The organism is Pseudoalteromonas sp. DL-6 (assembly GCF_004328665.1).
Taxonomy (GTDB): Bacteria; Pseudomonadota; Gammaproteobacteria; order Enterobacterales; family Alteromonadaceae; genus Pseudoalteromonas.
Window position 1 is genome coordinate 505,198 of record NZ_CP019770.1, and the last position, 14,489, is coordinate 519,686.

Annotated in this window: 7 protein-coding genes and 1 tRNA gene; 6 read left to right on the plus strand and 2 right to left on the minus strand. The window is 38.9% G+C overall.

The window, feature by feature from the left end; genetic code table 11:
* Positions 1 to 75 precede the first annotated feature (75 nt).
* Positions 76 to 5,217, plus strand: a complete 5,142-nt coding sequence (locus B1F84_RS02340; protein ID WP_131690459.1) for a S8 family serine peptidase — start codon at positions 76 to 78, stop codon at positions 5,215 to 5,217.
* 189 nt (positions 5,218 to 5,406) lie between these two features.
* On the opposite strand, the gene B1F84_RS02345 is transcribed toward B1F84_RS02340, so the two are convergent.
* Complete coding sequence (locus tag B1F84_RS02345) at positions 5,407 to 5,853, minus strand: transposase (protein ID WP_131690460.1); 447 nt, start codon at positions 5,851 to 5,853, stop codon at positions 5,407 to 5,409.
* A gap of 391 nt (positions 5,854 to 6,244) precedes the next feature.
* Positions 6,245 to 6,320 (minus strand) — tRNA-His (locus tag B1F84_RS02350).
* Positions 6,321 to 6,958: 638 nt separating this feature from the next.
* Here B1F84_RS02350 and B1F84_RS02355 point away from each other — a divergent pair.
* From B1F84_RS02355 to B1F84_RS02380, 5 genes are all read left to right on the plus strand, one after another.
* Positions 6,959 to 7,777 carry a mechanosensitive ion channel domain-containing protein gene (locus B1F84_RS02355; RefSeq protein WP_131690461.1) on the plus strand — a complete coding sequence of 273 codons (819 nt, stop codon included), beginning with the start codon at positions 6,959 to 6,961 and terminating at the stop codon, positions 7,775 to 7,777.
* A 106-nt stretch (positions 7,778 to 7,883) separates the two neighbouring features.
* Positions 7,884 to 8,666, plus strand: coding sequence for a DUF481 domain-containing protein (locus B1F84_RS02360; RefSeq protein ID WP_131690462.1), 783 nt, complete (start codon positions 7,884 to 7,886; stop codon positions 8,664 to 8,666).
* Positions 8,667 to 8,789: 123 nt separating this feature from the next.
* Positions 8,790 to 11,456, plus strand: coding sequence for an SLBB domain-containing protein (locus B1F84_RS02365; protein ID WP_131690463.1), 2,667 nt, complete (start codon positions 8,790 to 8,792; stop codon positions 11,454 to 11,456).
* A gap of 638 nt (positions 11,457 to 12,094) precedes the next feature.
* Entirely contained in the window at positions 12,095 to 13,063 is a 969-nt protein-coding gene (locus B1F84_RS02375) for a Wzz/FepE/Etk N-terminal domain-containing protein (RefSeq protein ID WP_131690465.1), read from the plus strand.
* A 231-nt stretch (positions 13,064 to 13,294) separates the two neighbouring features.
* The gene (locus B1F84_RS02380) at positions 13,295 to 14,485 is read left to right on the plus strand and encodes a UDP-N-acetylglucosamine 4,6-dehydratase (RefSeq protein ID WP_131690466.1); all 1,191 of its coding nucleotides are present in this window, start codon (positions 13,295 to 13,297) and stop codon (positions 14,483 to 14,485) included.
* Positions 14,486 to 14,489: the final 4 nt, after the last annotated feature.

A 14,489-nucleotide genomic window follows, 5' to 3' on the forward strand; every position in this document is an offset into this window, starting at 1 on the left:
TCTTTTTACCTTGTCGACATAATAACTCGGTAAAGGTAATTGATAAATAACTATATTTCATACAGGACGTCTAACGTGAAGACTAAAATAATAACAACAGCAGTACTCTCAGCACTTTATAGTGCTGGTACGCTTAACGCAGCGGTGCCCAATATAAGTGCGCTTGATAATCTACAACATACTTTACAAAAACCAACCTTTGACCCTAAAAAAATAATTGAGCAAAGTTTAGGGAAGAGTCGCGAGGGGTACAGCGTTTTACAAAACAATGGATTAAACGTATCTATAAATTCAAAAAATAGTAAGTTCATCAAAGAGGACGGCTTGACTGGGGAGCATGTGTATATTATTCGACTTCGTTCTCCAGCACTGTCTGAGCAAACATTTTCTCAAAATACTCGTATGCGAGGGACGGGGAGCCAAAAGCTTTTTTCAGCAGGAGAGCCCGTTAACAATGAGGTCTCTTTGGCTAAGTCGGCTATTTTACATAAACAAAGTGAAGTATTTAATGAATTAGCAGCCCATACTGGAGGTGCTAAAATACGTCATCAGTATACGACCGCATTAAATGGATTTTCTTTGAAGCTGACTCAAGAGCAAGCTGAAAGAGTAGCTACAAACCCACAAGTATTGTCAGTTCAGCGTTCAAAAACCTACCAAATGCACAGTGATGTTGGCCCACAACTAATTCAGGCTGATCGTGTTTGGAGTGGCGAAGCATCTCAAGGTATTCAGTATAAAGGTGAAGGGTTAATTATTGGTGTTGTTGACTCTGGAATAAACTCCGATCATGAGTCTTTCAAAGAGGTTGCAGCTGATGGTTATAAACATATAAATCCATTTGGTGATGGCGTTTTTGTTGGCGATTGTGAAATAAAAGAATTTGCGGATCGTTGTAACGATAAACTAATTGGTATTCGTAGTTACAGTGTAATAACTGATGCATTTACCACCGGAGAGTTAGGCGGTTTTGCCCCCGCTATTGGTGAAGATTACCATGGACACGGAAGTCATGTTGCAGCAACTGTTGCGGGTAATGTTCAATATAATGCACCACTTTCAACGCCTGATGTTAGTAATGCAAGCGATGGTAGTATTTTAAAAGAAAACTTTTTTGAACAAATTAGTGGTGTAGCACCGCGTGCTAATATTATTTCTTACCAAGTTTGCCAACCATTATCTTCGGCTGTTGGCGGTTGTCCGGGTGAAGCGTTAATTGCAGGTATTGAAGACGCAATTACAGATGGTGTTGATGTAATAAACTTTTCAATTGGCGGCCAAGATTCACACCCTTGGAGTGATGCAATTGAAATGGCTTTTTTAGGCGCACGTAAAGCCGGAATATCAGTAGCGGCAGCAGCGGGTAATTCAGGTCGTTCAGGACAATATGAAGAAATGTTTGGTGCAATTGACCATGCATCACCTTGGTTATTAAATGTTGCTGCAACCACTCATGGCCGTGAGGTTATTGTTGAAACAACAGCCACAACGCCAAGTTTCATTGACGAAACACAAGCAGGAACACTTCCAGGCTGGACCGAGCTAAAAGGTGGGGCAATTAATACAGAGTCTGTTACTGGTGTTGTATTACAAGCTAAAGACTATCCTGATATAAATGGCGAGTACAGCGCGTATTGTGCCAATGAATTTGCTGAAAATACTTTCGATTTTTACCCAGATGGAAGTCCTATTTTAGATACGCAAGGACAAACAGCCAATACCATTGTAGTTTGTGCTCGCGATTCATTAAGTAACGCAAATGGTGTGGCTCGTGCATTAAAAGCATCAAATGTTGAAGCGGGTGGTGCTGATGGTTTTATCTTATATAACTACGGGTGGGACGATCCAATTAGCTACACTAGCAAATACTCCATACCTTCTGTGCATATTTCATATGGTAGTTGGCATGGTGATTACACAAATGGTTATTCAGCGTTAAAACAATGGCTAACTAATAATGGCAAGGGGCACACTTTGACCATAACGCCTACGCTAATAGAAAGTGAAATTGTTGCTGAAAATGTTGACAAATTGGCTGATTTCTCCTCACGTGGTCCAAGCCCTTCAACCCCTGAAGCACTAATTCCTGCGGTTGCAGCACCAGGAGTAAATGTTTATGCAGCTTGGGCTGATGAGCATCCTTTTGCAGAAATTAGTCAATCGGGTGACTATAACTTTTTAAGTGGTACATCAATGGCATCACCGCATGCTGCAGGAGCACTTGCGTTAATAAAGCAAGCTAACCCTGATTGGTCACCATCTGAAATTCAATCAGCTCTAGTATCTACTGCAGATGAAACAGTAAAATATAATTACTTTAATCGACCTGGTGGAGAGCTAATTGATGTATCAACTTACCGAGCTGGTACTGGCCGCATTAACGTAGCAAACGCTGTTGAAGCTGGATTGCTGTTAGATGAAACGGCTGATAACTTTGCCGCTGCCGATCCTAATAATGGTGGTGCGGTTCATAGATTAAATCTACCACAATTAGTGAACTTTAACTGTCAACCAACTTGTTCATGGCTTAGAACAGTCAAAGCAACAAAAGATGGTACATGGAAAGTACAGTCAGATGATGTTAAAAACTGGGCATTTGATGCTAAAAAGCAATATCAACAAAATGGGGTAACAATAACTACGCAACCTTCTGAGTTTTCTTTAAAAGCCGGTGAAACACAGACTATTATCGTCACCGCATCAGTGATGGATACTCAGGATCTATTTAGTAACTCTGAGGTTGAGCTTCATTCTACATTACGCTTTAATGAAGTGAATAATGTAAGCCCAGATATGCATTGGCCAATGGTATTTAAATACGATGCTAATGATATGCCATCAAAGCTTGATGTTGTGGCACATCGCAATGATGATAAGCATGAGTTTCATGGTATAAAATTACCAGAAGGCGATAATGTAGGGCGAGTTTATAAACCTACAAAAGCTAAGCAAATCACATTATCTTTACCCAAAGATAAAGATAGTTACCGCCCTTGGACGACCAATGACGAAAAGGGGACATACGAACAGCGAGTAGACGAGTCAACTCACGTAGAGTGGGTTTCTGTTCCAGCAGGAAGCAAACGCCTAGTAGCAGAGGTGACAGAGTTAGTAGAGTCTGAATTAAAAGGTCATCAAGATCTTGGTAATTTAGCGGTCTTTATTGGTAAAGACTACAATGGCGACTCTGTAATTGACTTAGATGATGAAATACTTTGTGTTTCTTCACATACTTTATATGACAACTTTTGTAATATAAATAATCCTGAAGAGGGCGATTACTGGGTTATATTCCACAATGGAAAGCGTGGCTTTAATGATGTGAACTACGATGACATTATTGAAACCTCAAAAGTGGCTATAGCTGTAGTTGAAGATGCTCCTGCAGATAATATGAGTCTAGAGGTTCCATATTCAGACGGTAAGCAAGGCACTTCTGTTGTTTTAAATTGGTCTGATTCGCAAATGCAAGAGGGTGATATTTATTACTCACTCATTGACTTTGGAACATCACAAGTTAATGCCGGTAACATCGGTAAAACAGCGTTAAAAATCGTCAGAGGCAAAGATGATGTAAGCTTGAGTGCATCACAAACAGCGGCCAAAAAAGGCGACATAGTTAAATATACATTTGATATTTTAGCTAACCAATCTGGGCAAGAGCGCGAATATGAAATTGCGACAACACTGCCTGAAGGTCTAAAAGTAGCTAATATTACCTCTAATAGAGAAAAATATACCTCTGAAATAAGCCAGGATGGTCAAAATGTAGTTATTAAAGGTATACAAGGTGACTCAAGCACTATTGAGCCTAACTATGTTATTACCACAAATGCAACCGATCAAAGTTGTGTAACGCCTAACTTTGGTAGTGAAAGTTCAGGTGGCTATGTCGATTTAGCTGCGTTTGGTATTTTACCTGTACTGGGCGGATTTGCGCCTATTGAGGAAGGTGAAGATGGTTACGTATTACCTTACAAAGATGGAATGATATACCATCAAGAAGGTATTATTTTACCTGTATCAACACTTTTCCAAGGTCAATATGACAACGTTCATTTATACAATAACGCTGAGTACTTAAATGTAGGTAAAAAGAACGCTATTGAAATTCGTTCAACAGGTATGATTGCCTTTATGGCAGGCGCCCCTATATTTGGACCGTTCCACTACCCAATGCCTAATAACGGTTTACCGTACGAGCAAATTGCACCGCTTTGGCGTGCAATGGACTTTTCAACAGAATATATGATGAGTGTTCCTCTATATCAAAGTCCATTTGATCCTGAAGGCATTTCAATTGCAACAACAGCATCAGGCTGGGGTATTATTGAATTTGATAATGCACGCTCATATGGTTTTGCTGGAATGCAGCAAAATGGTGCTTACTCGTGGGAAGAGCAAGATGACCGTTTTGATTTTGAATTACTATTTAATGTAAATACACTTCATGGCGATGGTGATTACGAGCTAATTATGGCGTATGACAACATCGATTTTGGTTCGCAAAATGGTCGCGGTTCAATTGGCCTGCAAGGTTATAGAGGTCCATCGCATACTTATGGTCCTATCGAAGGCTTTTTGGGTGAACAATTTGCTTATGACGAGCTAGACACGGTGTTAAGCGATGGCCTTGTTGTTTGTTATGATTACGAAGGCCCTGAGTCATCAGCCTTTAAAATCTCACTTTGGGCTGAAGTAGAGGCTTCAGGTGTAGGTAAAGACTTAACACTATCTGCAACGAGTAAAGTGAGTGGTATTGCTGATATTGAGTTAACACATACCTTAAGTAGTCCATCAAACATTGTTGTCGGTGGTATTAATGCTCAATCAATAGATGAAAATACTTCACTTAACAATCTTGTTATTTATTACAATGATGAAGAAAACAGTGTGAATGCAATCACTATTAGCGGTGAGAATGTAACTGCAGTTGTCGATAGTCATGAACCTGGTGCTGTAGCAACAATCACTCCTACCAAAGACTTCAATGGTGAAACTGAAATAACAGTCACTGTGAGTGATGTTGAAAATCCTTCTGATTCAAACTCAACTAGTTTTATGCTAACAGTTGTATCAGATGGCGTTGAACCTTCAACAGGTAGTGAAGCAGTTGAAGAACCAATAGAAAGTGATAATGATTCATCGAGCGGTAGCTTTGGTGGTTTATTAGCTATGTTAGCAGGAATGCTATGGTTTAGACGCCGTATGCGTTAAAAGCCTTTGTTATTAAGTATGTTATAAATAAAACACCGACTACTGCAGTCGGTGTTTTTTTGTGGTTGAAAAATAAAGAGCAGTTTTTAGCCGTCAGCTGTCAGTAAAAGGTTAAGCCAAGCATGGTGTTAGTATTGAACGTAGATACAAGGCGGGGCTTTATGCCGCTGCTACACGTCGGCTGTAATATTAAACATAAACGCAATCCCAATAAGGGTAATCTGCAACATTGGCTATTAACTTTGCCCTCAAAGGATTGGCAATAATATAACGAGCGCTTGCTATAAGATCTTCTTCATTACGAATTAAATGATCGTAATATCCTTTTTGCCAAAATCTATAAACCTCAAACTGATAAAAACTAGCGGCAGTTCTACCTTTAAAAAGACGAACTATATTTGAAAGCGTATTGTTAGAAAGTATTTGAAATTGCCAATGTAAGTGCTCTGGCATAATAACAAATGCGATCGATTTTATTCGTTGTTCTCGTTCTAGCTCTTGCATATGTTTTATTAAACAACGATTCATATTAAGTTTAGTGAAAAGCTTATTACGATTATGGGATACCATAGTGACAATATAGTAATGATTAGTTAAAGAGACCCTCCCTTTCCTGAGTCGATAAGCCTTCTTCATAGCGAGTCCTTGCGCACAAAGAGTAAAGTGTAGCAGCGATTTTACATCGCGTCTTTTTTAGGCTCTGTGACGCGGAATAAATCCGCTGCTACAGGTGATGTTTGTAAATCTATAGTAGCAGCGACTTTATGTCGCGTCAGGGTTTTATAAAAGTATAAGTTAAAGTGAGACGCAGGGTAATATTTATAGTAGCAGCGACTTTATGTCGCGTCAGAGTTTCATATAAGTATGAGTTAAAGGATATAAGCAAACGCTGAGTAAAGACGCAAATAAGCTTAAGAAAACGGATAAGTCAGTATTATTTCTTTATTTAAGGTTTTTTTGGCTTTAAGCCGAGTAAATATAACTAAAAGATTAACTTTGGACATTACTGAGGGAACTTAGAAAATAGTGGGGCGATTGACGGGGCTCGAACCCGCGACAACCGGAATCACAATCCGGGGCTCTACCAACTGAGCTACAACCGCCACTACATACACCTTGTTTGGTGTGGCGCGCATAATACATAATATCCCTATGCTTGTGAAGCAAAAAATCAAAAAAAATTAAACTTATTATAAGTATTCTATATTTAAGCTATTGGCAACGGGCAACGGGCAACGGGCAACGGGCAACGGGCAACGGGCAACGGGCAACGGGCAACGGGCAACGGGCAACGGGCAACGGGCAGCTCGCGGCTCGAATCCCCAATCCCGCTTTATACCGCGCAAGATTTTCTTCTCTGTGTAGCGCGCAGCGCCTCGGTGTACTCTGTGGTGCAAAAAATTAAAACACTATTTACCACAGAGGTCACAGAGGAAGAGATTAAAGACAAAGATTTTAGGTTTTAGGTAGAGATTAAGCCAAGCATGATGTTTGTATTGAACGTGAGCGGTGGTTATCCCGCGCATTTTACTAAACCCTGCGCGAGGTAAACTCCCGCCTATGGGTATAAAAAACCTTTCTATATTAACCGCAAGGTTTTTAAATTCCTAGAACCTAGAACCTAGAACCTAGAACCTAGAACCTCGAACCTCAATAAAACGCTGTTGCAAACACCTATTAAAGATTTACAATACAACAAACAATATCGCTAAACTGCTAAATAACACTATCAGGAGTTAATATGGATTCAATACTCAATTGGCTGAATGAAAATTCAGGCTTAATTTTACACTATGGTATTCAAGCAGTTATAGCGCTTGTTATATTTTTACTGGGTGGTCGAATTGCCAAGTTTTGTGCAAATTTAACTGCTAAAGCATTCGACAAGAAAAAAGTAGATAAAGCGGTTTCATCGTTTGTCTCTAGTATTGTGTATGCCATTGTATTTGCTGCCACTATTTTAATGGCGTTGTCACAAATTGGCATCGAAACCACGTCATTCATTGCTATTTTAGGTGCTGCAGGTTTAGCGGTTGGCTTAGCATTGCAAGGGTCGTTATCTAACTTTGCATCAGGTGTGTTAATTATTTTACTACGCCCATTTAAATCAGGTGATTATGTTGAAGCAGGCGGTAAAGCCGGTACGATTAAAAAAATCGAAATATTCTCAACCGAAATGCGCACTCCTGACAACAAAGTAATTGTAATGCCTAATTCAAAAATAATGTCAGATGCGATCATTAACTACTCACGCGAAGCAACGCGCCGCGTTGACCTTGTGATTGGTGTTGGCTACGACGCCGATTTACGTAAAGCAAAAGAAGTACTTAAATCAGTACTAGATAACGAGCCACGTATTTTAAAAGATCCTGCATACAACGTATCGGTTTCTGAACTTGCCGATTCAAGTGTTAATTTTATTGTGCGACCGTGGGTTAACTCTGAAGATTACTGGCCAACATACTGGTCATTAATGGAAAATATTAAAATAGCGTTAGATGACGCCGATATTACTATTCCGTTCCCACAAATGGATGTTCATTTACATAAGCAAGACTAATTTTTAAAATATTTATTTTATTAAGGCAGCGATCATATGAGATTGGTTAGCATGTGCGCTGCTTTTTTAATAAGTATACATATTATATTTACAGGGTTATTTTTTAATGAAACTTAAGCTTTTATCAATTTTAGTAGCAGCCACAGCTACAACCAGTGCATTTGCATCAGAAGAAGAACAAAAAACCTGGGAAGTAACCAGTGAAGTGGGTGCTATTATTACCAGTGGTAATACAGAAACAACTACCCTAAAAGGTGGCATTAAAGTTTTACATAACTTAGAAAGTTGGAATAATGAGTATAAGTTAGACGGCATCTACAAAGAAGATGAAGTAGAAAACGACGACGGCACAAAAGAAAAACAGCGCACTAACGAAAAGTACTCTATTTCAGCGCAAGGTAACTACAAGCTAAACGAAAAACATGCTCATTTATTCATTTATGGGTCGCACGTTTCTGATTACTTTGGTGCATACCGAAGTGAATCAGTTATTTCAGCAGGTTATGGTTTACGCTTATTAAACGAGTCAAACATGAAACTAAACGCTGAAATTGGTCCGGGTTATAAGTATTTTAAATACCCAGATATTAGCGACGAGGTTGATGAAAACGGCAACTCATTAGCAGGTGAATACGAAGGCGAAGTAATTGCCTTAGGTAAAATGGACTTTAGCTGGAAAATTTCAGACAACGCGCGTTTTACTCAATTAGTGTCAGTAGAATATGGTGATACAAACACTAAAACTCGTTCAGAAACAGCACTGCTAACTAAAATTAACGGCTCACTACAAATGAAAGTGGCTTATAATATAACCAATAACTCAGATGTTGCTGATGATAAAGAAGCAACTGATACAGAAACCTCATTAACATTGGTTTACAGCTTTTAACAACAAGTGGTAAATTAATTGTAATAAAACTATAAAAGGGGCTAAAGTCCCTTTTTTATTTACTGATAAATAATGTATGATACCCACCAATTTTTGGTTGTAGACCTAGGGAAATACCTACTCGTGAACGTTATTAAATATTTATTAAGTACTTTTGTACTTATTTGTAGCTTTAGCACATTAGCATTTGCGCCAACAGCCGCTCAACTTGAGCAGTTTCAAAAGTTACCTAAGTCACAACAACAGGCACTGGCAAAGCAATATGGCGTAGATATTTCAAGCCTTGAAGGTGCCGGTAGTGCAAGTGGCAAAAATAACGAGCAAGACAAACCCACAGTAGGTGAGCGCAATACAACTGACGAGCAACCACTCACAGATGAAGAACGATTCAAACCTGAAAATGACGCAGTAAAACCATTCGGTTATGACCTATTTGCTGGCGAACCAACCACATTTATGCCTAATGAAAGCGCTCCCGTTCCTGATACGTACCTAGTAGGGCGTGGCGATCAGCTATTAATCAACTTTTATGGTAAAGAAAGTGAAAGCTTTGAGGTTATTGTTGATAGAGAAGGGCGTATTAATATTCCCGACTTAAGCCCAGTACAAGTAGCGGGTTTAACGTTTGCTGAAGTTAAAGAACTAATTAAAGTAAAAGTAGAACAAGAGGTTATTGGCGTTAAAGCGTTTGTATCGCTTGGTAAACTACGTAGTATTCGTATTTTGGTTTTAGGTGAAGCATACAAGCCAGGTAGTTATAGCGTATCGTCGCTCACTACTGTGTCACATGCATTATTTATTAGTGGTGGCGTGTCGGATATTGCATCGCTGCGTAATATTCAAGTAAAGCGTGGTGGTAAACTTGTTGCTAATTTTGACCTATACGATTTACTTATTCGTGGTGATAGCAGCAACGATATTATTTTAAAACCTGGCGATGTGGTGTTTATTCCATCGGTAGGAGAGCAAGTAACGGTTGAAGGTTTAGTGAAACGCCCTGCTATTTTTGAGCTGAAAAAAGGCGAAACAGCAAAACAATTATTAAAAATGGCAGGTGGAATTAAACCCAATGCTTACGCTAAAAGTGTGATTGTTGAGCGCTTTAACAACCAACACAAAGAAGTACTTTCGGTCGATTTTAGTAAAAAACAGGTTAACTACATTCCACAAGATGGCGATCGTATTCGCTTTAGCGCGATTGGTGAGCAGTACCAAACTTCAATTAGTTTAATTGGTGCTGTAGTACGCCCTGGTAATTACCAGTGGTACAAAGGTAAACGTATTTCAGATATTTTAGGCTCAGTACGTGGTGACTTATTACCACAGGCCGATTTAGACTATGCATTAGTAGTGCGTGAAACTAACGTAAATGGCGATATTGAAATTCACCAATTCGATTTAGCAAAGGCCATTACAAAAAACACTGAAAACAACTTACAGTTAAATCCTAACGATAAAATTATTGTATTTAGTCGCTTTGAAGATAAACAACGTGAAGATATAGCCCTTGCAAATTTAGCGTTAACTAAAGAGCAGCAAAACCAACAAAGAAAAGCAGAGCTTTGGCATGAATACCAACAAAAAGAGTTCGACAAATTCGTTGGTGTATCTACCAAAAAGGCAGAGTTTGAAAAGCCTAATCCAAACTTAAGCATGTCGCAAATGCTAGAGCTAAAGCTTAAAGAGCAAGAAGAAAATGCAAAAAGCTATGCACTATTTAGCCGCCATAATTTACTTAAACCGATAATAGCTAAGTTAGAGCAGCAGGCTGGTGTAATGCAGGCTATGCAGATTACTGAAATTAGTGGCAGTGTAATGTACCCAGGTATATACCCACTTATGGAAGGCGGTGAAGTTAAAGACCTAATAACTGCTGCAGGCGGCCTTTTAGAGTCGGCTTATACACAAGAGGCCGAAATAACAAGAATTGCCACTAATGATGTATCAAACATTGAGCATATTAAGTTTGATTTAAAAAGTGCCATGCAAGGTAAAGCCGCATCTAATATTTCATTACAAAGTAAAGACAGCGTAAATATATTTGCTATACCAAATTGGCAAGAAAACCTAAAAATAGAGCTAAAAGGTGAGGTTAAATTTCCGGGCACCTATACTATTCGTCGTGGTGAAAGCTTAAGTAACTTACTAGAACGCGCAGGTGGCTTTTCTGAGTTTGCAGCCACTAATGCCGCTGTATTTACTCGCCAATCTATTAAAAAGCAAGAGCAACAGCAACTTGCGCGTTTATCAACCGAGCTTCGCCGTGATATAGCATCTAAAAGCTTCCAAAGTTCAGTAAGTAGCAACACGCTTACCTACGATGAAATGAACAAGCTGTTAAAAGACTTAGCCAACGTAGATGCTTTAGGTCGCTTGGTTATAGACTTACCGCTGATTGTTAAAAACCAACAAAACTTAGTACTGCAAGATGGCGACGTACTTTATGTACCGAGCAAGCGTGACTCCATTAGTGTAATGGGTGAGGTTAATTACTCTACATCACACTTATACAAAGAAGGTATAAGTGTAGACGAATACATAGACCTAAGTGGTGGTTTAAAAGAGCGCGCAGCTGATGACCGTATTTACATAATAAAAGCCAACGGCTCGGTAACAATACCAAATACAGGCAACTGGTTTGCAGTTAATAACTCAAACCAACTTGAACCAGGCGACACCATTGTTGTCCCACTAGATGCCGGCCATATGGATAAGCTAACGCTTTGGAGCACCGCAACACAAATTCTATATCAATTAGGTGTAGCAGTAGCAGCCATAAGCGGTATTTAATATAATGTAGCACGGGTTTTCCCGCGCAACCGTAGCAGCGACTTTATGTCGCGTTTGTTAGTGATCTTATTCACCACAGAGGGTAAAGAGAACACAGAGGAAGAGATTAAAGTTAAAGGCTTTTATCAATATGAGCTTTTCTTCTCTGTGAAGCGCTTAGCGCCTCAGTGTACTCTGTGGTTCAAAATGATTTTGTAGACGGGGGTTATCCCGCGTATACGTAACAGCGACTTTATGTCCGTCTGTTAGTGATTTTATTTACCACAGAGGGTAAAGAGAAGCCGTTAGGGATTAAGGAAGTGACGAGTTGCGAGCTTCGGGGTTTAAATAGCCTGTAGGCGGGGCTTTACGCCGCGCAAGCTTGTTTCTCTGTGAAGCGCGCAGCGCCTCGGTGTACTCTGTGGTTAAAAATGGTTTTGTATGCGGAGCTTTATGCCGCGTAAATGTAGCCGCAGGTTTGGTGTTACGAGGGACGAGCTAAAGTTCCTAAAACCTAAAACAATAACTTGACCTAATGTTCTTGTTATACAATTTTTTGATAGCTGATAGCTGATAGCTGATAGCTGATAGCTGATAGCTGATAGCTGATAGCTGATAGCTGATAGCTGATAGCTGATAGCTGAACTTATGAGATTTAAATGGAAAACAACTCAAATAATCTAAACCAAGTAAATATGCCAATGCAAAACAACATTGCCGATGACGAAATAGACCTTCGCGAACTATTTACCGCTATTTGGCAAGGTAAGTGGATAATTGTTGCTATAACCACTTTGTTTGCTGTGGCATCTGTTATTTATGCCATAAACCAGCCTAATATTTATCAGTCTGAGGCGTTACTTGCTCCTGCAGAGCAAGAACAACAAGGTGGTTTAGGTGCATTAGCGGGCCAGTTTGGTGGCCTAGCAAGTTTAGCTGGGGTTAACTTAGGCTCAGGTGGTGGGGTCGATAAAACGCAAATGGCGCTTGAGGTACTAAAATCGCGTCAGTTCACCAGCGAATTTATTCAAAAACACAATATACTACCCGACTTAATGGCAGCTAAAGCATGGAACCGTGAGACTAATACAGTTATTTATGATGAAGAGCTTTATATTGCAGATCAAAATAAATGGATTCGCGAAGCTGAATTGCCTTTTAAACCAGAGCCTTCAGTGCAAGAGGCGTATAAAAAAATCAAAAAGGTTGTTTCAGCTAATATTAATAAAGAAACTGGCATGGTCACAATTGCCATAGAGCATGTATCACCTTATGTAGCGCAACAATGGGTAAACTGGTTAATACAAGATATAAATGCCACCATGAAGCAACGCGACGTACTTGAGGCAAACAAAAGTACTACTTTTTTAACTCAGCAGCTAGAACAAACTAAAATTGCTGACATACGAACTGTGCTATACAAGTTAGTTGAAGAGCAAACAAAAACAATTATGTTTGCTAATGTGCGTGATGAATATGTATTTAAAACTATAGATCCTGCAATAGTGCCTGAGCAGAAGTTTAAGCCCAAAAGAGCACTAATATGCGTACTAGGCGTTTTGTTGGGTGGTATGTTTAGTGTAATGATAGTATTGATCAGGTATTTTGTGAGCGAGGATGAAGCCTAGCATTCCCTTTAAGTACCTATCATGCGTTTTAAATGCATATACATAGCATTGCAAGTAAATAATTAAAATTAGTGTCTCACTTTATAAAAAATGTTCCAGTGAGTTGAGATAAAAAGAAATACTAAATTGATAAAATACAACTTCAAATAAGTAACTAGAGCTTATAGCTAAACTTAATTTAAAGTGTTTAATAAGAATCGAGTATCGGTAAAAACAAACCAAGGATATCTAATGAACAAAATGTTGTCACTTATTGGCCGTAAAAAAGCATTGTTTACCCACGATATAAGTAAACATGAAAAAGAGCTTGGTAATATTGTTTCAAGTTCTCGCTTTCTAGTTTTAGGTGGCGCTGGTTCTATTGGTCAAGCCGTTACAAAAGAAATATTTAAGCGTAATCCTGCGAAGCTTCATGTTGTCGATATTAGCGAAAATAACATGGTTGAGTTAGTTCGTGATGTTCGTAGTTCGTTTGGTTATATAGAAGGTGACTTTCAAACTTTCGCACTTGATATTGGCTCAGTTGAGTATGATGCATTTATAAAATCAGATGGGCAATATGACTATGTATTGAACTTATCTGCGCTTAAACATGTTCGCAGTGAAAAAGATCCATTTACATTAATGCGTATGATTGACGTAAATGTATTTAACACAGATAAAACGATTCAGCAATCGATTGATTGTGGTGCAAAAAAGTACTTTTGTGTATCTACAGATAAAGCAGCTAATCCAGTTAATATGATGGGCGCGTCAAAACGTATTATGGAAATGTTTTTAATGCGTAAAAGTGAAGAGATCGCTATTTCTACTGCTCGATTTGCCAACGTTGCTTTTTCAGATGGTTCATTATTACATGGCTTTAACCAGCGTATACAAAAACAACAACCAATTGTCGCGCCTAGTGATATAAAACGCTATTTTGTTACCCCTCAGGAGTCTGGCGAATTATGTTTAATGTCGTGTATTTTCGGTGAAAATAGAGATATTTTCTTTCCAAAATTAAGCGAAGCATTGCATTTAATCTCTTTCGCTGACATTGCTGTTAAATACCTTCAAGAACGTGGTTTTGAGCCTGTTTTATGTAAAACGGAAGACGAAGCTCGAGAGCTTGTAAAAACTCTACCAGCACAAGGTAAATGGCCTTGTTTATTTACTGAAAGCGACACCACAGGTGAGAAAGACTTTGAAGAGTTTTTTACTGATAATGAAATATTAGACATGGAACGTTTTGTAAATTTAGGCATTATTAAAAATGATGCCATTTTCGAACAGGCGTTATTATCTGAGTTTGAAGAGAGAATCACTCAAATGAAAGCAGATAAAACTTGGACAAAAGACGAAATTGTCTCACTTTTCTTTAAAATGCTTCCTGATTTTGGGCATAAAGAAACGGGCAAATACCTTGATGGTAAAATGTAATTAG

What these genes read in the sequence shown, in the direction of transcription:
- B1F84_RS02375 (WP_131690465.1), top strand. Translation starts at nt 12,095, where the DNA reads ATGGAAAACAACTCAAATAATCTAAACCAAGTAAATATGCCAATGCAA.
- B1F84_RS02355 (WP_131690461.1), top strand. Translation starts at nt 6,959, where the DNA reads ATGGATTCAATACTCAATTGGCTGAATGAAAATTCAGGCTTAATTTTA.
- B1F84_RS02380 (WP_131690466.1), top strand. Translation starts at nt 13,295, where the DNA reads ATGAACAAAATGTTGTCACTTATTGGCCGTAAAAAAGCATTGTTTACC.
- B1F84_RS02345 (WP_131690460.1), bottom strand. Translation starts at nt 5,853, where the DNA reads ATGAAGAAGGCTTATCGACTCAGGAAAGGGAGGGTCTCTTTAACTAAT.
- B1F84_RS02360 (WP_131690462.1), top strand. Translation starts at nt 7,884, where the DNA reads ATGAAACTTAAGCTTTTATCAATTTTAGTAGCAGCCACAGCTACAACC.